Source organism: Psychroserpens burtonensis DSM 12212 (assembly GCF_000425305.1).
Taxonomy (GTDB): Bacteria; Bacteroidota; Bacteroidia; order Flavobacteriales; family Flavobacteriaceae; genus Psychroserpens; species Psychroserpens burtonensis.
In genome coordinates this window covers 45,106-64,880 of record NZ_AUDE01000001.1, presented here as the reverse complement: position 1 = coordinate 64,880, position 19,775 = coordinate 45,106, and the positions used below count along the sequence as shown (strand labels likewise).

17 protein-coding genes and 1 tRNA gene are annotated in these 19,775 nt (G+C 34.6%); 7 read left to right on the top strand and 11 right to left on the bottom strand.

Annotated elements, in window-relative coordinates:
- Positions 1-73: 73 nt before the first annotated feature.
- The 3 genes from mnmG to H593_RS0100275 all read right to left on the bottom strand — a co-directional run bounded on the left by mnmG (position 74) and on the right by H593_RS0100275 (position 6,009).
- On the bottom strand, positions 74-1,945 hold the full coding sequence (gene mnmG / locus H593_RS0100285; protein ID WP_028870562.1) for a tRNA uridine-5-carboxymethylaminomethyl(34) synthesis enzyme MnmG: 1,872 nt from the start codon (positions 1,943-1,945) through the stop codon (positions 74-76).
- A gap of 172 nt (positions 1,946-2,117) precedes the next feature.
- The gene (gene ybeY / locus H593_RS0100280) at positions 2,118-2,528 is read right to left on the bottom strand and encodes an rRNA maturation RNase YbeY (RefSeq protein ID WP_028870561.1); all 411 of its coding nucleotides are present in this window, start codon (positions 2,526-2,528) and stop codon (positions 2,118-2,120) included.
- Positions 2,521-6,009: a DUF4175 family protein gene (locus H593_RS0100275; RefSeq protein ID WP_028870560.1), complete on the bottom strand. Its 3,489-nt coding sequence runs from the start codon at positions 6,007-6,009 to the stop codon at positions 2,521-2,523. The genes ybeY and H593_RS0100275 overlap by 8 nt, the downstream gene beginning before the upstream one ends.
- A 220-nt stretch (positions 6,010-6,229) precedes the next feature.
- On the opposite strand from H593_RS0100275, the gene H593_RS20675 reads away from it, so the two are divergent.
- The 4 genes from H593_RS20675 (at position 6,230) to gltX (ending at position 10,058) form a co-directional block, all read left to right on the top strand.
- Positions 6,230-6,421 (top strand): hypothetical protein, encoded by a 192-nt coding sequence (locus H593_RS20675; protein ID WP_147231224.1) that lies wholly within the window; start codon positions 6,230-6,232, stop codon positions 6,419-6,421.
- Between the two features lie 50 nt (positions 6,422-6,471).
- Complete coding sequence (locus H593_RS0100270; protein WP_028870559.1) at positions 6,472-7,515, top strand: alkane 1-monooxygenase; 1,044 nt, start codon at positions 6,472-6,474, stop codon at positions 7,513-7,515.
- A 699-nt stretch (positions 7,516-8,214) separates the two neighbouring features.
- The gene (locus H593_RS21460; protein ID WP_245584982.1) at positions 8,215-8,418 is read left to right on the top strand and encodes a hypothetical protein; all 204 of its coding nucleotides are present in this window, start codon (positions 8,215-8,217) and stop codon (positions 8,416-8,418) included.
- Between the two features lie 62 nt (positions 8,419-8,480).
- Entirely contained in the window at positions 8,481-10,058 is a 1,578-nt protein-coding gene (gene gltX / locus H593_RS0100260; protein WP_028870557.1) for a glutamate--tRNA ligase, read from the top strand.
- Positions 10,059-10,882: 824 nt separating this feature from the next.
- Here the strand turns inward: gltX and H593_RS0100250 are convergent.
- Positions 10,883-11,587, bottom strand: a complete 705-nt coding sequence (locus H593_RS0100250) for an outer membrane beta-barrel protein (protein WP_245584981.1) — start codon at positions 11,585-11,587, stop codon at positions 10,883-10,885.
- 52 nt (positions 11,588-11,639) lie between these two features.
- On the opposite strand from H593_RS0100250, the gene H593_RS0100245 reads away from it, so the two are divergent.
- On the top strand, positions 11,640-12,563 hold the full coding sequence (locus tag H593_RS0100245) for an SPFH domain-containing protein (RefSeq protein ID WP_028870555.1): 924 nt from the start codon (positions 11,640-11,642) through the stop codon (positions 12,561-12,563).
- 54 nt (positions 12,564-12,617) lie between these two features.
- Here the strand turns inward: H593_RS0100245 and H593_RS0100240 are convergent, their stop codons facing one another.
- The 3 genes from H593_RS0100240 to H593_RS0100230 all read right to left on the bottom strand — a co-directional run bounded on the left by H593_RS0100240 (position 12,618) and on the right by H593_RS0100230 (position 16,570).
- The gene (locus tag H593_RS0100240; protein WP_028870554.1) at positions 12,618-13,775 is read right to left on the bottom strand and encodes a hypothetical protein; all 1,158 of its coding nucleotides are present in this window, start codon (positions 13,773-13,775) and stop codon (positions 12,618-12,620) included.
- Positions 13,776-13,838: 63 nt separating this feature from the next.
- Positions 13,839-14,318: a DUF1761 domain-containing protein gene (locus tag H593_RS0100235; RefSeq protein WP_028870553.1), complete on the bottom strand. Its 480-nt coding sequence runs from the start codon at positions 14,316-14,318 to the stop codon at positions 13,839-13,841.
- 248 nt (positions 14,319-14,566) lie between these two features.
- Positions 14,567-16,570, bottom strand: a complete 2,004-nt coding sequence (locus tag H593_RS0100230) for a glutamine--tRNA ligase/YqeY domain fusion protein (RefSeq protein ID WP_028870552.1) — start codon at positions 16,568-16,570, stop codon at positions 14,567-14,569.
- A gap of 112 nt (positions 16,571-16,682) precedes the next feature.
- Here H593_RS0100230 and folB point away from each other — a divergent pair, with 112 nt between their 5' ends.
- Positions 16,683-17,045 (top strand): dihydroneopterin aldolase, encoded by a 363-nt coding sequence (gene folB / locus H593_RS0100225; RefSeq protein WP_028870551.1) that lies wholly within the window; start codon positions 16,683-16,685, stop codon positions 17,043-17,045.
- A gap of 81 nt (positions 17,046-17,126) precedes the next feature.
- Positions 17,127-17,197, top strand: a tRNA-Cys gene (locus H593_RS0100220).
- A 263-nt stretch (positions 17,198-17,460) separates the two neighbouring features.
- Here H593_RS0100220 and H593_RS0100215 read toward each other — a convergent pair.
- From H593_RS0100215 to H593_RS0100200, 4 genes are all read right to left on the bottom strand, one after another.
- Positions 17,461-17,811: a hypothetical protein gene (locus tag H593_RS0100215; RefSeq protein WP_028870550.1), complete on the bottom strand. Its 351-nt coding sequence runs from the start codon at positions 17,809-17,811 to the stop codon at positions 17,461-17,463.
- Positions 17,812-17,823: 12 nt separating this feature from the next.
- Positions 17,824-18,498 carry a LysE family translocator gene (locus tag H593_RS0100210; protein ID WP_028870549.1) on the bottom strand — a complete coding sequence of 225 codons (675 nt, stop codon included), beginning with the start codon at positions 18,496-18,498 and terminating at the stop codon, positions 17,824-17,826.
- A 66-nt stretch (positions 18,499-18,564) separates the two neighbouring features.
- On the bottom strand, positions 18,565-19,239 hold the full coding sequence (locus tag H593_RS0100205) for a head GIN domain-containing protein (protein ID WP_028870548.1): 675 nt from the start codon (positions 19,237-19,239) through the stop codon (positions 18,565-18,567).
- A 141-nt stretch (positions 19,240-19,380) separates the two neighbouring features.
- A complete protein-coding gene (locus H593_RS0100200; protein ID WP_028870547.1) occupies positions 19,381-19,704 on the bottom strand; it encodes a YbjQ family protein in 324 nt (107 codons plus the stop codon).
- Positions 19,705-19,775: the final 71 nt, after the last annotated feature.

Sequence of the window (19,775 nt, the reverse complement as noted above, 5' to 3'; positions counted from 1 at the left end):
TATACGATATCTTTTAACTTAAGCAAAACCAGTCTACAAAAATTATTGCGACTGACAACTCAGTTCATCGCAACTAGCGTCCCAGATAAACCAACAACACAGAAACATCTGCTGGTGACACTCCGCTAATTCTTGACGCCTGTGAAATGGTTACTGGCTGAATTTTAGTTAACTTTTGTATCGCCTCAGTACTCATAGATTTCAATTTCGTATAATCAAAACTAGATGGGATTTTTACATCCTCGAGCCGAGTTAACTTATCTGCATTATTCTTTTCTTTTTCAATATAACCAGAATATTTTATCTGTACCTCTGCCTGCTCGATAACCTCTCTATCTAAATCATGCTCCTGAATATATTGCTCCACAACATCAAAACGTCGCATATCATCAGACGTGATATTTGGTCGTGAATACAACTTAAACATCTTATCTGATTGTTTCACCAATGCTGAATTTTTAGATTCTAAAACAGGATTCGCATCCTCAGGCTTCACACTTGTATCTCTAAAAAAGTTTACAAAATTATCAGACTCTGATTGCTTCTTTTCCATTCTTCTTAAACGCGTTTCACTAGCCAATCCTAAATCATAACCTTTAGGTGTTAGTCTAAAGTCTGCATTATCCTGACGTAATAAAGTTCTGTATTCTGCGCGTGATGTAAACATTCTATAAGGCTCATCAGTTCCTTTTGTAATAAGGTCATCAACCAAAACACCTATATATGCCTCATTACGTTTTAATATAAACGCTTCTCTTTCCTGCACTTGTAAAGCGGCATTAATTCCTGCCATTAAACCTTGAGAAGCGGCCTCTTCATAACCCGTAGTTCCATTAATTTGACCAGCAAAAAATAACCCGTCTACTAATTTAGTTTCTAAAGTGTGCTTTAATTGTGTTGGCGGAAAATAATCATACTCAATCGCATATCCAGGTCTAAAGAACTTCACCTTTTCAAAACCAACTACAGATCGCAGTGCTTTAAACTGAACATCTTCAGGTAATGATGTAGAGAATCCATTTACATACACTTCAACCGTATTCCAACCTTCAGGCTCTACAAACATTTGATGCCTATCTTTATCGGCAAATCTATTTATTTTGTCTTCTATTGACGGACAATACCTAGGTCCTGTACTTTGTATTCTACCGTTAAACATTGGTGAACGATCAAAACCTTCACGCAATAAGTCATGAACCTCTGGGCTCGTATATGTCATATGACAAGAACGCTGTTCCTTTAAGGGTTTTATAGATTCTAAATACGAAAATTTTTCGGGCTGTGCATCTCCGGGTTGTTCCACCATTTTAGAATAATCTAAAGATCTTCCGTCTACTCTTGGCGGTGTTCCCGTTTTCATTCTACCAGACTCAAAACCTAAACTGATAAGTTGTTCTGTAATTCCTGTTGCCGCTCTTTCTCCAGCTCTACCTCCTCCAAAATTTTTATTTCCTATATGGATAAGACCATTGAGAAATGTTCCATTTGTTAAAACTACCGTCTTTGCTTTTATTTCTAAGCCCAACGCCGTTTTAACACCAACCACTTTATGATTCTCTACAATTAATGTAGATACCATATCTTGATAGAAATCCAAGTTTCTGGTTTGCTCGAGCAACAATCGCCAATCTTCCGCAAAACGCATTCTGTCACTTTGAACTCTTGGGCTCCACATTGCAGGGCCTTTAGATTTATTCAGCATCTTAAACTGAATCGCGGACGAATCACTTACGATACCGCTATAACCTCCAAGCGCATCAATCTCTCTTACGATCTGACCTTTCGCTATTCCACCCATTGCAGGATTACAAGACATTTGAGCAATGTTTTGTAAATTCATGGTAATAAGTAATGTTTTACTTCCCATATTGGCAGCAGATGCAGCAGCTTCGCTTCCTGCATGACCTCCTCCAACAACTATGACATCATAAACTTCGTTGAACATAATTCTATCTATTGTTCCACGTGGAACATTCACATTCCTGCGAAGGCAGGAATCTCTTTCTTTAAACTCTTTTCATTGTTAGGGTCTAACACAAACCTTCGTGCTTTTCTACAATGAGATTCCTGCCTTCGCAAGAATTCAGTTCGCAAATATACATTGAAATACTAAACTATTAGTTGAGAATACTTAAGTAGTGGTTTTCCTTTTCTCTCATGAGCTTCGCATCATCATCGGTTTTATCCTTAAATCCGCAATAATGAAGAATGCCATGAATCATGACACGCTTCAATTCATCCAACACATCCACCTTAAAATCTTTTGCGTTATCAGCAACTCTTTCAATAGAAATATAAATATCTCCATGTAGCTCTTTTCCGACGGAATAATCAAAACTAATTATATCAGTTAAGGTATCATGTTCTAAAAATTCAACATTCAATTTATGCAGATAGTCATCATTACAAAAAATGTAATTGATGTCTCCCTCTTTGAGATTTTCGCTTAAAATTGCATTAGATATCCATTGTGAAACTTTCGTTTCTTCATCTAATGTAAACCCTGTTTCGTAGTTAAAACTAATCATTCACTTTCTTAAAATACTCTTGAACCTTCTTTTTATAAACTTGTTGCAAAGGTAATGCTTGACGATTTAAAATTTCAGTAGTATTAAAATATTCTTTGGCCTTTGGGATTTGGCTAGGAACGGTGTTGTCATACCCCTTATTATTTGTTTCAGATTTACGTTTATTATCTTGTCCCTGAATGAACGTCGCATTTTCCAACTTTAAAAGCTGGTGTTGTAACTCCATCATTTTTTGAAGCGTTTGATTTGTAAATCCCTTGTTAATTAAATCTAACTCGACCTCTTCCATATCTTTTAATAATTTTTGACCAAGACCTCCTTTAACGCCGTCTTTTTCTAAACGCCTTTCTAAAGCCTGACGTAATTGTTGTTGTCTTTGATAAATCTCAAACAACTCACCGTTTTGTATTTCACTATCGCCTTTTCCTCCTTTACCTTCTCCCTCACCTTTTTTATCGCCTTCTTTTCCGCTCTTGCCATCCTTTCCTCCCTTAGGCTTTCCATCTTCACCTTCTTTTTCACCTTCTTTTCCTTCTCCACTTTTACCGTCATCACCTTCTTTAGGCTTTTTTCCTTTTTCTCCCTTCTTCATACCTTCTTCCATTTTTTTATTAAGCTCCTCTTGGCTCATAATAATATCTGGAAGTTGTTCTCCTTGTCCTTGCCCTTGACCCATAGACGGGTTCATCTCTTGATTCATATTGTCAAGTACATCGCTCAAAAAACTTGCTAACTCATTGGTCGCTGTAATGGTATACTGCTGTGAAGAAACACCTTGATATAATTGATTTTCAGACAATTGGGCTAATGTTTTATCCATGTTATAAAAGACATCTGTGATTTGTGAATTCACTTGCTCTGAAATAGCAGGCTGTCTTAATGATAATGCAAATAAACTATCATCAATATGCTCAAAATGCTCTCGTAAGTCATTTTGCTTGCGTAAAAACTTACCGTATTCATTATGATTGACTTCAATCTTTTTAAAATCGTTCATCAAATACTCTTGATCAAAAGAGAATAAAACTAAATTATCTAAAATTTGACGTAATACATCGATATCCTCTTGCATTTGTTCTCCACCACCCATTGACATGGCTTGAGCCATCTGTTGAGTCATTTCTTTCATTTTCTTAGCCGCTTGCTTTTGTTTCTTCTTAGCTTTTTGTTGCGGACCTTGCGGACTTTCCTGTGGCTCTTGTTCCTCCTGCTTTTCTTGAGGTTCTCCTTCTTCTTGTTTCTCCTCCGCTTCTTTCTCTTTCTCCTTTTGCTCCTCTAAAGCTTCAGTAGCCTCTTTTTGATCCTGTTTTATAGATTCCTCTGTTGGTTTGTCTTGAGGTAAATCCATTGGTTTTTTAAGTGCCTTATTTTCCTTATCGAGAGTGTCCATTTGTTTCTGGAAATCTTCAAACTTTTCGTTGAGTTTTTCCTGAGCTTCTTTTGTATTCTTGTCTTTGTTTTCTTCGGAAAGCTGCTCTTGCTCTTCAGCCAATTTCTCCAAATCTTTCATCAGCTTCTCAGCCTTTTTGGCAACATAGAAACGCTTTGTCAACTCGAGTAGTTGTTTCAAACTTTTCTCTTTATTCTTATTCTGCTTTGCTAATTCTTCTAATTTTTGTGTAAACTCTTCCTTGTTGATTTTATCCTTCATCTTCTCCAACTCATCCAAAAGTTTCTCGTCTTTTTTAAGCTGTTCTTCGTTTTCCTCTAAACGCTTTTGCAGGTCTTCTTTAAATTTGTCTTTCTCTTGCTCTTTATCTTCGTTTTGAAACTCTTTTATATTCTCCTTCAATTTCTTGTTGAAGCTTTTCATCAGTTGTTCTTGTTCCTTTTGACGCTTAATAAAATTTTCGAATTTCTTTTTATCATTAAAATTAAGTTCCTCCTTTTCTTTTTGAGTTTTAGAAATTTCTTTGAGCTCTTTATCTTGCTCTTTTAACCTATCAAAGGTTTTACTTATATCTTTAATGGTTTCGTTTTGTTCATCCAATTGCTTTTGTTCCTCTTCATCTTTAGTTAACTTTCTATAGCTGAACACCGAACTTTTTGAGCTTTTATACTTATGAAGCACATCATTATCAAAAACTTGGAAATACAATTCGTAATCAACACCGTCTTCAAGGTTTAGTTGATTTGGGAACGCGCTTACAAACTCATCAAAATTAGATTTTGACACGTTCATCACTTCGTAAGACTTGTCTTGTGGGTTTTTACTTGGATAATACACCATCTGTAATTTTCTTAAACCGTAATCATCACTGACTTGACCTAAAAAAAAAAGTGATTGGCTGTCTAAAGAATCGGTTTCCATCTTTACATTCATTTCTGGATAGTTATCCTTAATGACATTGATTGAAAAGGCTAAATTCTCGTAATCCTTTAATGCTGCGTTACTCGTACTAATACTATAATCCGTATTACTAAACACACGTTTTGAAGCTTCAAATTTTCCTTCGGAAATAGGCTCAAAGGCAATCGTGTCTTTAGAATAAAACACCACCTCATCTGTAGATTTAGTATTCACCTTCCAGGTCACGTTGGTCCCTTCTGGAATTGTAGAATTCCCTGTACTCTTCAAAACCTCATCTTTCTTCTTAGTGTATTCAGGATAATCCAATACCATTTCAAAATTAACAAGTGTAGGTACTTTTATAATATCTAAAGTATAATTCTTGGATACGACATCATTCGCAGACAAACTGAAGTTCAAAGCTTCTTTAGGTTGAGAAAACACATACTCAAATTGTCCTGGAGCAGTTTGCTGCATAAAAAACGATTGCTCGTTAAAATGGATTTGTGCGTTCTCTGGAATGATATCACCAGCAGTATTTACTGTGACTTTGAAATCTTTATTCTCTATCGCTTTCAAATTCTCATTAATTACAAAAAACTGAAATGGTGCTGGTGGCTCATAAGCAGTATTATAATTTACAACGCGCTCATAGCTATCACTAAACCAATTAATTTTTCCTGTAATAAAAGACAGTAATAAAATAGCTATCGGAATCGCAGCATATTTTAAATATTTGGTGTTTTTATTGAAGTTTACTGCTAATTTAAACGGAATTGGGTTTAATTCTAACGATTTCTGCTCAATACTCGCTTCTAAAAGTTCAGACTGTGAACTGTTTTGATTGAGTTGAAGAACATTCAATAACTTATCATTCACTTCAGGGAAATGGTTCCCTATAATTTGGGATGCGTCTTCGTAATCAATTCCTTTTTGGAGTTTAAATAATTTGGCAATTGGGAATATGATAAACTTAGCAAACAAGGCTAATTCTACTGCAATAAATACCCAGAATAAAAGGGTTCTTGATACTGGACTCAACCATAAAAAATATTCAACAAGTAAAGTGCCTATTAGATAGAGCAATCCTATTGCGAAAAATAAAATCACGCCTTTAAGCAATTCATTCGTGTAATAACGTTTGATAAATTGCTCTAATTTGCCTTGAATATTTTTAAAATTTCCTGCCATACCCTTAAATAACTCACTAATATAGAATTTATTTTTATGTGTAATTGCCTAAATTTGGTAAGATTCTGTTAATTTCGAGGAGCTGCGTTAATTTTCAGATTACGGTAGGCCTTTAATTAGTCCTAATTTTAAGTTATCTTTAAACTAAAATTAAATTCCAATAGCTTGCGCTCTCACGATGCGGTAAGAGAAATGATTTTAGAATGGTCAAAAATATAGTTTGGACCAACTCTGCAACAAAACACTTAAAACCAACGCAGAAATCTATAAAATAGATCAGCTCAAAAATAATAATCAGGGTAACGTTAGAACTTACGAAAAACACAAGTATACAATCACTTACCTCATTGAAGACACCAAAGTGTATATTTTGAGAGTGAGGTATGCAAAGAAAGAACCTATTCGATTTTAAATTAAAACTATTAACAGTTTCCCTTTTTCAAGGGAATGAATTAAAAGTCAATGAAAGACCTCAAATATCTTGCTGCATTTTCAATCCCCTTAGTCGCTTTTATTAGTGTTTATTTTAAAGGCTCATTGGTGTTTCTCACACCTGTTTTTGCATTCGTTATCATTCCTTTACTAGAACTTATTTTCCCGGTTGACACTAAAAATTTAACTTCGGAAGACGTTGATAACAGACTCAAAAAAAAGGTATTTGACTGGTTGCTCTATCTCAACATCCCCATTGTTTATGGGTTAGTTTTCTTCGGAATATATGAAGCAGCAAACACTGTAATTGAAACTTATGAATTGGTTGGTATGATTATTTCCGTAGGCATCGTTTTAGGTGTAAACGGAATCAATGTTGCTCATGAGTTAGGTCACAGACAAGCCACAAACGAACGTTTTCTTGGTAAAGCTTTATTATTACCGTCTTTATACATGCACTTTTTTATCGAACATAATTTTGGTCATCACTTGAACGCAGCAACGCAAGAAGATCCAGCCACAGCAAGATATAATCAAACGGTCTATTCCTTTTGGTTCACTTCAATTTTTAGACAATATGTTGGCGCTTGGAAAATTCAGAATAAACTATTAAAGACTAACAATCAAAGTTTCCTTTCTGTAAACAACGATATGTTTTGGTATACGGTTTTACAGCTAAGTTATTTAACTAGTGTTTTCTTAGTCTTTGGACATATTGGATTGTTGTTTTCTATTTCCGCAGGTATTATTGGGGTTTTACTCTTGGAATCAGTCAACTATATTGAACATTACGGATTGCTGCGTTTAAAAACAAAATCTGGTAGATATGAGCGCGTTAAAGAAATGCACTCTTGGAATTCCAACCACGTGATTGGTAGAATTGTATTGTACGAACTCACACGTCATAGCGATCACCATTTTAAATCATCAAAGAAATATCAAGTTTTAGATTGCCATGATGAGAGTCCGCAAATGCCTTTTGGTTATCCAACCTCTATGGTTTTAGCGATGCTGCCTCCGTTATGGTTTAGGATTATGAATAAACGTGTGCCTAAGGAGATGAAAATAATATGACCAAATATAATTTTGAAAAATCCTTCAATAAAATAAAGTCTATTGATTGGAAAAATAGATTCAATTTTGTGGATATAGATACTTTCAAAGAAATAGACAAAATTTATTACGAACTATTTCCTTTTTTTTTTAATCCCAAGTGAATCTTATTTCAAAGAGCAATTTAATGGACATTACTACAGAGTCAGACCATTAAATGATATAAATAATCGTCAAAATTTTTCTGAATATACATACCCTCCAAAACAGTTTGTCCAAAATCAAAGAGCTAATATTAAAAATTCTCCAGTTTTTTATTCTAGTATTCATCCAAAAACAGCTGTATTAGAATACGTATTAAATCAAAAGGACGAAAAAGAAAATGATCTATTAGCTCTTTCCGTATGGAATATTACATGTGATCGTGATATTAGAGTAGTAAACTTATTGAATGAAAAAAACACTAAAGAGGGCACTAAATTTCTTGGAATAAACAACACAAACTCCTTTAAAAAATATGCAGAATCAAAATTTAGTGCACAGGACGCGCAATATATGATATCTCTTCATGAGTATTTTATTAACTCATTTTGTAATAAGAATAGTCATATTTTTTCATCCTATATTTCTTACAAGTGCTTATACGAGAATCCTAATTTTCAAGTAGACATTTTGCTTTATCCTAGTTTAGTTCAAAATAACAGTTCAATTAATATTGCATTGAATACAAATTTCGCAGACAAGTATCTTAATCTTAAGAGGGTTTATGTGGTAAATACTATAAGAAATGAAATTGAAAGACCAACTTTTTATGGAGATGTAATGTTCTTTAAAAACAATCTATTCGAAAAAGAAATGATTTTAGATAATTCAACTGCAATGGCTACTTTAACACATTTAGACTTTAGGGATTCTGTAAAATAAATATCCTAATCTTTGTTCTCTAATCATATCAATCTATCTTTGCAGTCTTAAAATTCAAAACCATGACCAAACCCGTTAGAGTGCGTTTTGCACCAAGCCCAACAGGACCTTTACATATTGGAGGTGTTAGAACAGCGCTTTTTAATTATCTATTTGCTAAAAAACACAAGGGTACGTTTGTGCTTCGTATAGAAGATACTGATCAAAACCGTTATGTTGAAGGTGCAGAAGATTATATTGTAGAGTCGCTTAACTGGTGTGGAATTCCTTTTGATGAAGGTCCTGGAAAAAACGAAAAATTTGGTCCTTACCGTCAAAGCGAGCGTAAACATTTATACAAACAATATGCAGATGAGTTGATAGAAAAAGGTCATGCCTACTACGCTTTTGATACATCTGAAACTCTTGACTTTCATAGAAAAGATCACGAAGCTAATGGAAAAACGTTTATCTACAACTGGCACAACAGACTCAAATTAAGTAATTCGTTATCGCTAACTGAAGATGAAACCAAAGCAAAATTAGATGCAGGTGAAGATTATGTGATTCGGTTCAAATCACCTCAAGACGAAACCTTGCATTTAAAAGATAGTATTCGTGGTGATATAAAAATTGACACTAATGTTTTGGACGATAAAGTTCTATTCAAAAGTGACGGAATGCCAACCTACCACCTTGCCAATATTGTGGACGACCATTTAATGGAAATCTCTCACGTGATTCGTGGTGAAGAGTGGTTACCATCGTTAGCATTACACTATCAATTATATGCTGCTTTTGGTTGGGACGCTCCAGAATTTGCGCACCTTCCATTAATTCTAAAACCAACAGGAAAAGGAAAGTTAAGCAAGCGTGATGGCGATAAATTAGGGTTTCCTGTGTTTCCTTTAGAATGGTCAGATCCAAAAACTGCTGATGTGTCTAAAGGTTATAAAGAAGAAGGCTATTTTGCAGACGCTATGATAAATTTCTTATCGTTTTTAGGCTGGAATCCAGGAACAGAACAAGAGATTTTTAATTTAGATGAATTGATTACAGCGTTTGAATTAGAACGCGTCAATAAGGCTGGAGCACGTTTTGATCCAGATAAAATTAAGTGGTTTAATCACCATTATATGCAGGAGCAGGATGATAATGGTTTAGCTACACAGTTTAAAACTATTGTTGATAAAAAGCGTGATGTCATTCAGAGTGCTAGCGAAGAATCTCAAGATGAGATTGCCACGTCGCAAACTCCTCGCAATGACATCGATATTAATTATATAGAAATGGTCGTTGCCCTAGTTAAAGAGCGTGCCACATTTGTGAGTGATTTTTGGGACTTGAGCCATTTCTTCTTTACGGCGCCTTTATCTTACGATGAAAAAGCAACTAAAAAATCGATTAAAGACGACACAGCTGATGTTTTAACTAAGGTCAAAGACCTCATTAATAGCGTAGACGATTTTACTTCAGAAAACGTACAAAACACCGTCAAAGAATGGATTACCTCTAATGAGATTAGCTTCGGAAAAGTGATGATGCCATTACGTTTAGCCCTTGTTGGAGCCTTACAAGGTCCTGATGTGTTTGATATTATTTATATGATTGGGAAGGTGGAAACTTTGAAACGTATTGATGGGTTGATTGCTTCGATATAAACTTTAAAAGAAAAAGAAAGTCATTCAGAGCGCTAGCGAAAAACCTTTAAACGGGTGAGATTCTTCGCTAGCGCTCTGAATGACAAAACTCGTTTTTGTTGGTGTTTTCCACCAATACATCTTAGATAGTATAGACATGTCATGGCTTTCACATTCGTTACATTAGAAAGCAACTTATGTAGAACATTGTAATACTGTTAAGATTTTGCCTGTATATTGGGTCTTCGACTCCGCTCAGACTGACATATAGCTAATATTTAATTTTGTTAGACCTATTGCCTTTGTTGGCGGTTCTTACCAACACATCTTAAAAAATAAATTTGCCGAGATTACTGAGTTTGATTGTGCCTGTTCTCCATTTTAAATGAGATTCCTGCTTTCGCAGGAATGTATTAGAACGTTATCATCAAAGCAAAAGACAACATCGTTTGATTCCCTTCAAAACGATCTGCGTTGCTTAGGTTGAAATCTTGATCGTTCAACTTCGCTTTTGTTGGTGCTTAATAGATTTAATAGAGGTTGTGAGACGAATTAATCTGTATTGGACACAAAGTTAAGTTTAATATCTTTAGAGTATTACACTGAGCGCTAGTGAAATGGAAACACCTTGCCTAGCAAATCGAAGTGCTTTTGTAAATGGACCATTTGTTGAGTCTTCCACTGCGCTCAGACTGACATTTTACCAATGTTCAATTTTGTTGGTTATATTGCCTTTGTTGGTGTTTTCCACCAACAAATCTTTAATAAATCTGACGACAATATTGAATTTGATTAGGCCTATTTTCTGTTTTAAATGAGATTCCTGCTTTCGCAGGAATTCGTGGTTAGAACGTAATCATCAAAGCAAAGGATAACATGCTTTGATTCCCTTCAAAACGATCTGCATTGTTTAGATTAAAATCCTGGTCGTTTAACTTTCCTAAGATATTTGTAAATCCGTAACTGTAAGCTGCTCGGAGTTTAAAATTTCCGATGCCTGCCGAAGCGCCAATAACACCATTAGCGTTGAAGTTTGAAATGTTACTAAGGTCTTCTGCAAACAGATTATCGTAACCTTGAATGATGAAATTCTTTTGACCGTCCTCTTTTAACTCCAATTCACTATTGTATTGCAATTGCGGACCCACATCTAAAGTCAAATAATCAGAAACTAATTTTACGTGCAACAAAAACGATACTTGTGCCATTTTAATATCGTATTCTATAGGCGCTTGAGTTATCGTTGTTAAACTTGGTCGCCCTGTAATCTCCAAAGTGTTTTGAGAAAATTGAAACCCATAACTTACCGTATACCATTTATGAGGAATATCTACAGTTGCAACCATTCCGCCAATAAAGCCAGTACCACTTTTGGTTGTGAAATTATCCGTTGTAATATCGTACTGAGTTAAACCTCCAATTAAACTTATCCCATTTTTTATGGTATATCGTTTATGTTGCGCTACAGAAACTGCAACAAAGCTTAAACAAAAGGCTACTAATAAGAGAAACTGTTTTATTTGCATGATTTCAAGGTGTGAATTGAGCAAATATAACTTAATTTAGTAATTCGTTATTTATCTACTAATTAAAACACCTGTTATGGAAAAAATTATATTTATACCTCTTACTCTTTTAGCCTTAGTTGTCCTTTACTCCTCATTTTTTGTAGTGAAACAAAAAACAGCGGCTATTGTTGAGCGCTTTGGTAAGTTTCAAGTTATTAGACAATCTGGATTACAGTTAAAAATTCCATTGGTTGATAAAATCGCAGGAAAATTAAGTTTAAAAATCCAACAATTAGATGTTATTATCGAAACCAAAACCTTAGACGATGTGTTTGTGCGTTTAAAGGTATCTGTACAGTACCGTGTTATTAAAGACAAGGTTTATGATGCTTTTTATCAATTGGATTATCCACATGATCAAATTACCTCTTATGTGTTTGATGTGGTTCGTGCCGAAGTACCAAAAATGAAATTAGATGATGTTTTCGTTAAAAAAGATGATATCGCCTTAGCTGTAAAAGCAGAACTTAATGATGCCATGTCAGAATATGGTTTTGATATTATTAAAACCTTAGTAACCGACATTGATCCAGATGCTCAAGTAAAAGCTGCTATGAACAGAATTAATGCAGCCGATAGAGAAAAAACCGCTGCTCAATTTGAAGGTGATGCAGCTCGTATTTTAATTGTGGAGAAAGCAAAAGCTGAAGCAGAAAGCAAGCGTCTACAAGGTCAAGGTATTGCAGACCAACGTCGTGAGATTGCTCGTGGTCTTGAAGAATCTGTAGAAGTCTTAAATAAAGTGGGGATTAATTCTCAAGAAGCATCTGCACTAATTGTGGTCACACAACATTATGACACGTTGCAATCTATTGGTCAGCAAACCAATAGTAACTTAATATTATTACCAAATTCTCCTCAAGCAGGAAGTCAAATGCTAAATGATATGGTCGCTAGTTTTACGGCTAGTAACCAGATTGGCGAGGCTATGAAAAATCCGAGAAAGAAAGCGGAGTAAATTTAACTTTTTATACAACTATGAAAGCTTTGGAGTTAATCTTCGAAGCTTTTTTTATGAAAACGGATGTCGTTCATCCCAATCTCTAACGGGATTAGCGTACTTAACGACAGCCTTTAAAATCGTATTTGCAATCACACTATTAGTGTGTTTTAAATACAAAGACATATGATGTGGTTTTGCTCCAACAGAACTCTTAATTTCCATGGCTGTTCTTGCAAAAATAACCTGTTTATATTGGTGTTCAATCCCAAACGATGCCATATCAAATAACATATTGAGATACATTTGATGTTTGTGCTGAAGCGCTTGATTATAACCTAAAAAATAAGTCTCTAACTTGCTGTGATTTAAAATTAGAGTATAGAAGCCTACGAGCTGATGATCTATAAAATAACCAAACAATTTAAAGTCCTCTTTAAGCTCCAGTTTTAAATTATAAAAGTGCTTTTTATGTAATTTGAATGAGTTAATTCCTGCGTTATCAGACACGTTCTCATATAATTCATACAATTGACCACTAAGCGATAATACCTCATTAAGAAAAAGTTCTTTGCGTTGAATAGTATCGCTCTTTTTTAGTGCTGTTTTATAGCGTCTACGATATTTTTTATTAAAAGTAGAGACGTAGTCTTGAGGTGACTTCCAATTCGTGTTTACCTCAAAAATCATATTGGGTTGCACTTGTGCTTTGTATAATTTTTCTCTTCGGAAAAAGGCCTGACTCCCATGAATTGGATCATCTTCAAAATAGTCCTTAAAACCAATAATACGTATTTTTTTATTATGCCTGGTTTTGATTTGTTTTGATAATGCTTTTAAACCTTCTGAAACGGTATCTAGAAACCGATCTTGTGTTATGTGCTCTGCATTAAAGTAAAGCCCATGCTGACCTGTCTGCATTAAATTACCGACGATAAGTGCATTTCCTTTAACAATCTTTGAGATCAGCACTTTTCCGCAGCGCTTAAAAAAAGGATTAGACGTTTTTCTAAAGACATCATCTACGTACATTTTAACCCGTTGAATAATGGTAATACCCACTAAAATTTCCGAAGAAAAAACACCGATAAAATAGGTCGATATATTACTTGGGCTAGAATTTTCTAGCGCTTTTAAAAACGGACGTTTTAAAAAAAGGTCTTGACTAGGAAGCAGATCCCAAGACTCAGGTAAATCGTTTACAGAATTGTATAGTTTGTAGTGTATCAATGCAAAAAAATAAAGGCTAAAAATATAATTTTAAGCCTTTAAAAAGTGTTAAATGATTAAAGTTTATGCAATCCATCCAGAAATAATGCTACCCATAATTGTTAAGCAAACAATCCAATAGCCTGCATTTATCAGGATATATTTAAAATTTTTACGTTCAAACAAGGCATTTATTCCAATTACTGGTAAAGCAAACATTATACCTGCCATTGCGCCATGTAAAGCGCCATGTTTATAAGTGCGCCATGTACCTTCAAACTCTTCAAGAAAAGCTTGAGTGGTTGCTGCATCCAGATTACCTCCGGTCAAACCGTAAACTCCAAATTCGTGAATCACTAAAAAATTTGTAAAAAAAGCTAGGATGACTGATAAGACTAATGACACGCTAAATATTATGGCCATATTGCCACCTTTAATTTTGGCCTCTGTCATTTCTGCTGCTCGCATCCAAGCCACTCCAAATACTTTTGGGTTATACCAAATAAAACCTAAAACAACAGGTACTACTGCGGCAACAACAATTGCCAAATAATTAAAATCCATGATATAAATTGATTAAAGTTAGTTAATAAACTCTCCTTAGCCTTTTCTTTCGCCCGCAAAATTGCCATTTGCACTCTAATCTTGCTTTTTGTAAAAACCGTAGTCATGCTACGTTTATAAAAAAAACCTCATTACAACACAAAAGCTAAACTTTGAGGTATGAAACAAAAGCTAACAAAATTTCCATAAATGTACAAAAAACCTCAAAGTGATTGTCTTTAAGGTTTTTAGTTTACCTACGAATAGGCTTAAATAGCGTTAGCTTCCGCCACTAAAAGCTCATTTTTATCATCTTTTGCCTTTGTTATAAACTCCTCTATATCTGAGTTGCGTTCTTGTCCGTTTTTTAACAACACCCTTAAGGCAATCATCGTTGCAATTCGCGTTCCTGCTTTTTTAGCCGCTGTGTTAAATAAAGGCTGTAAATCCTCGTAAGTCACCTCTTCAGAAAGTTTTATAATTTCGGCTTTAGATATTAACTGTTTTTCTTCTGGTACATTGGTGTATTTTTTACCGAGTTGCTTGATCGCCTCAATAGCTGGTCGTTTGTGCTGTGCTTGTTGCGGTTTATTATTTTGCTGCTGTGGATTCGGTTTTTGTTTCTCCCAAGAGTCCCTTAAACCCACAATTTTGTTAAACACCAAATGTTCTGCTTTCGAGTCGTTATCCACGTTAAAGTAGCCTAAGCGTTGAAACTGGAAACGATCACCAACTTGAGCTTCTAAGACACTTGGTTCTACAAAAGCGTCAATAATTTTAAGTGAATTTGGATTTATAAACTCCATAAAATCTGTGTCTTGATGACTGTCTGGAGCTTCATCCATAAACAAACGGTCGTATTCTCTCACCTCTGCTTTTATAGCGTGCTGAATAGACACCCAATGCAGTGTGCCTTTAACTTTCCTTTCGGTATCTGTAGTATACGTGCAATGAATTTCAGTAATGTTTCCATTGGCATCTTTTACAACACTTTCTGCTTTTATGATATACGCATTTTTAAGACGCACTTCGCTTCCTACTTTCAATCTAAAAAACTTGCTGTTTGCTTCTTCTTTAAAATCTGCTTTTTCGATGTATAACTCCTTAGAAAATGGCACTTTTCTACAACCTGCGCTGTCATCTTCTTGATTATTTTCTGCCTCAAGCCATTCTACTTTGTCATTTGGGTAATTAGTAATCACCACTTTTATCGGATCCAAAACAGCCATTATTCTCGGTGCTGAATAATTTAAATCTTCACGAATACAGAATTCTAGTAACGATACATCAATCACGTTTTCACGCTTGGCAACACCGACCTTTTCTATAAATGTACGAATAGAATTTGGTGTGTAACCACGTCGTCTTAAGCCTGAAATTGTAGGCATTCTTGGATCATCCCAACCAGAAACCAATTTTTGTTCTACTAATTTGAGCAACTTTCGTTTACTCATAATGGTGTAACTCAAGTTTAAACGTGCAAATTCACGCTGTTTTGGTTGCATTGGTAGTTTATCTGCTGCATAATCATACACGTGTTCCTTAAACCAGTCGTAAAGCTCTCTATGAGGCTTAAACTCCAAAGAACACAAACTGTGTGATATCTGTTCTATATAGTCACTTTCGCCATGCGTCCAGTCATACATTGGATAAATACACCAATCATTTCCTGTTCTATGGTGATGCTTCTTCAAAACACGATACATCAAAGGGTCACGCATATGCATATTAACATGCTGCATATCAATTTTTGCACGCAAAATATGTGAACCTTCGTCATATTCTCCCGCTTTCATTTTTTGGAATAAGTCCAAATTTTCTTCTACAGATCTATTACGATACGGACCATCAACTCCTGGTTGGGTCGGTGTCCCTTTTTGCGCTGACATGGCTTCGCTAGACTGAGAATCGACATAAGCGTTTCCGTCTTTAATCAATTGAACCGCCCAATCATAAAGCGTTTGAAAATAATCTGAAGAATAAACCTCATTAGCCCACTCATAGCCTAACCATTCAATATCACGCTTAATCGCATCGACATATTCTTGTTCTTCTTTTGCTGGGTTAGTATCATCAAAACGCAAGTTTACTGGTGCATTATATGTTTCACCCAAACCAAAACTAATCCCAATAGCCTTTGTATGGCCAATGTGTAAATAACCATTAGGCTCTGGCGGAAAGCGAAAACGAAGTTTATCCTTTGATAAGCCGTTTTGCAAATCCTCTTCTATAATGTGCTCTATAAAATTGAGCGCTTTTGTTTCTTCAGACATATGTTTTGAAATAATAGACAAAGTTATTAAATATAATATCAATTCAACATTGAATATCGATACGATGTATAATTGATAATTGCGTTATATCTTTGTAATAAAATAAAACGTTTTGGGAATAATAAAAGTTGAAAATATAAGAGTTTTTGCACATCACGGCTGTTTAAAAGAAGAAACAAAAATTGGTAGTGACTACCGTGTAGATATTGAGGTTAAAGCAGATTTAAAAACGTCGGTAAAAACAGATAAATTAAGCGATACCGTAGATTATGTATTGCTAAATAAAATAGCAAAAGAAGAAATGTCTAAACCCTCAAAACTCCTAGAAACGGTTGCAAAACGTATGTTGACACGAATCTTTTCCGAAGAAAAATTAGTAAAAAAAGCAACTGTCAGTGTTAGTAAATTAAATCCTCCAATAGGTGGAGACGTTGAAAGCGTCACAATAAAAATGACCGAAAGACGAAAAAAGTAAGGGTTTCTGTTATTAAACGGTAATTTTTTATAAATTTGCCAACTCGCTAGAAATAACGAGATGCCTTTAAAAAGGAAAACAGGTGTCGTGGCCGAGTGGCTAGGCAATGGTCTGCAACACCATCTACAGCGGTTCGAATCCGCTCGACACCTCAAAAAACCTTCAACTTACGTTGCGGGTTTTTTTATGTTTTAAATTTTAAGAAAACGTATAGTAATTTAGTATCGCAGTTCTACCGAATTTTCGAGACGTTCAACAACTCAAAAAAAAGTGACTTTCTAAACCCCTCTTTTGTTATTCAAAATTTATCACTTATCATCTCGACAGAGTAACACGTGAGCGTCGCCTATAAAGTTAAATCTGATAATTAAGTAATTACTAACTTAATTAAGATCGCTAACTTCCCAAGAATCTGTTAATTAAACCAAACTGCATAACGTTGTCTTCTCAGCTCCAAAGCCAACGTCTCCTCCATTTTAAGCGCCTCTGCTCTCGTGGCCATTGGATCAATATGGTTATAAAGACTTGGTCTTAAATAAGAACCATATTGTTCTACAATGTTTGCAGATATCTTATAACCCTTCTTATTTCTATAACCTGTTTTATGTTGTAAAAAGCGCTCTTTTGGCGTTTTACTAGTCATACCAACATAGAGACACTCTAAAACACCATTAAATTGCGGATTAGCTTCTCTAAACTTTCTGTTTTCTGTGAATACTCTTTTGGATAATTCTACAACATAAATGCGATATTCAGTTTTTACCATCGTTTAGACGTTTTATAAACGGTGCTCAATTTCCTCTTGAAGTCGTTCTTTTCCCTTCGGAAAAAAGCCTTGTACCAACAATAGTATTCCAAACCCTAAAATAGCTAGTGCTACTATTTTTTTAGTTTTAAAAATAAGTCGTGGTGTAAGTTTATTTCTTAATCGTTTTGCTGCTGCAATTTTTAGTAGGTCTGTTAAAAAATAAACGGTTAACATGGTTGCTATAAATACTTCCACTCCATTTTTAGACTCTGTGATTGTACTTCCTATAACGATAAATCCAAGCCAGCCAATTAAGACTCCAATGTTTATGAAATTAAGAAGGAATCCTTTAATAAAAAGCTTTCCAAAGGCATTTTTCTGAATTTCAACTTTGTGATACTCTCTAACAATTGCTCTAAATGATTTAGATGTTTTTACAAAAGAAATTGTTCCATAAGTGACTAATAGAACACCTCCAAAAACGATAAAATTAGGATCATCTTTAAGCTTATCTACTAATTTATTAGTACTATAAAATGCAAGAAGAATAAAAACAATATCGGCTAACATCACACCAAAATCAAAAATGAGTGCACTTTTAAATCCTTTGGTCGCGCTGGTCTCTAGCAGTACAAAAAATACTGGACCTATTGTGAACGCAAGGATTATCCCAAAAGGAATAGCTGCCAAAATATCATCAAACATAGTTAGAGAATAGCTTTCCTACAAATCTAATAAAAAAGTATGGTACTCACTACGTTGATTTTCTGTTTAATTGACACGTTTAATTCTACCTCCTAAGGTGGTTTTTTGTTTCACGTGCTCTGGGTTTCCGTAAATATAAACATCACCACCAGCAATAACTTTGGCATCCACCATTTTTGAAGCGTTGACATCTGCCTCTCCAGCAGCCCTAATATTAACCGTCGTATTTTGGGTTTCAAATGATTTACCCTCATAAATACCTCCTGTGTTAAGTGTAATATTTTGTGATATCGCTTTACCTCTAGTTTCTATAATACCACCAGAAACTGCTTTAATATTAACTTGATCTACATCTAAACCAATTTTTAACTGTGCACCTTCTTGAGCACGAAGTTCTATTTGGTTTTGCTCTATAAGTTCATTTGACGTGATAAAGGCTCCTTCATTTCCATCAATAATATCAATGCTTGTGTAATACACAGAAACGAATGTATTCGTACCGTTGAATGTTTTATCGAATTTCATACGAATTTTAAGCTTTCCATCTTTATTAATAAGCTCAACATCTTCAATATCGTCTCCCGTAATTACAACTTTTGCTTCGTTTGAATTGATCAGGTTTACAACAATTAAATCATAAACTTTAACTTCATTAAACTCTCCAACGCCTATTTCTTTAGGGTTTTGCGCAGTTAGCAAGGTTGTGATAAATAAAAATGTAGCAGTTATAAAAATTTTCATTTTAAATATGTTTTAGTGTATTTACGTCTGTTTCTATATTAAAGATGACTGCCAAAACAAATTGTTACAGTTCTAAAAAAGAATGTATTTCTTAGACACAAATTTTAGAATTTGTTACAAACTTAATTAATGAATTATTAGCTAAGCTACAGTCACAGCAGTTCCTGTTATAGATACAATCAAAGTATGAGAATTTGCTAGTGGTTCTATATCTATTTTAATACCTACCACTGCATTTGCATTTAAAGCTTTAGCATTCTCTTGAAGTTTACGAAATGCTTTTCCCTTAATTTCTTCTAAGCCCTCAGCATAACCTTCGCAATATTTACTCGTATTAAACATGTCTTTAAAAGACATTTTCGTGCCTTTGTGCTTATAGCTAGAATCGTAAGCAATACCAGTTACAATGCCTTTATATTCTACAATTTTAAATCCCTCTATAGAATTTGTTGTGGTTAGTATCATGATCAATGGTTTTGTTATTGGTGTTATTTTCTTCGGAAATGTTACAGCTATAAAAATACGTGATGCAGAAT

What these genes read in the sequence shown, in the direction of transcription:
- mnmG (WP_028870562.1), bottom strand. Translation starts at nt 1,945, where the DNA reads ATGTTCAACGAAGTTTATGATGTCATAGTTGTTGGAGGAGGTCATGCA.
- ybeY (WP_028870561.1), bottom strand. Translation starts at nt 2,528, where the DNA reads ATGATTAGTTTTAACTACGAAACAGGGTTTACATTAGATGAAGAAACG.
- H593_RS0100275 (WP_028870560.1), bottom strand. Translation starts at nt 6,009, where the DNA reads ATGGCAGGAAATTTTAAAAATATTCAAGGCAAATTAGAGCAATTTATC.
- H593_RS0100270 (WP_028870559.1), top strand. Translation starts at nt 6,472, where the DNA reads ATGAAAGACCTCAAATATCTTGCTGCATTTTCAATCCCCTTAGTCGCT.
- gltX (WP_028870557.1), top strand. Translation starts at nt 8,481, where the DNA reads ATGACCAAACCCGTTAGAGTGCGTTTTGCACCAAGCCCAACAGGACCT.
- H593_RS0100245 (WP_028870555.1), top strand. Translation starts at nt 11,640, where the DNA reads ATGGAAAAAATTATATTTATACCTCTTACTCTTTTAGCCTTAGTTGTC.
- H593_RS0100235 (WP_028870553.1), bottom strand. Translation starts at nt 14,318, where the DNA reads ATGGATTTTAATTATTTGGCAATTGTTGTTGCCGCAGTAGTACCTGTT.
- H593_RS0100230 (WP_028870552.1), bottom strand. Translation starts at nt 16,570, where the DNA reads ATGTCTGAAGAAACAAAAGCGCTCAATTTTATAGAGCACATTATAGAA.
- H593_RS0100215 (WP_028870550.1), bottom strand. Translation starts at nt 17,811, where the DNA reads ATGGTAAAAACTGAATATCGCATTTATGTTGTAGAATTATCCAAAAGA.
- H593_RS0100210 (WP_028870549.1), bottom strand. Translation starts at nt 18,498, where the DNA reads ATGTTTGATGATATTTTGGCAGCTATTCCTTTTGGGATAATCCTTGCG.
- H593_RS0100205 (WP_028870548.1), bottom strand. Translation starts at nt 19,239, where the DNA reads ATGAAAATTTTTATAACTGCTACATTTTTATTTATCACAACCTTGCTA.
- H593_RS0100200 (WP_028870547.1), bottom strand. Translation starts at nt 19,704, where the DNA reads ATGATACTAACCACAACAAATTCTATAGAGGGATTTAAAATTGTAGAA.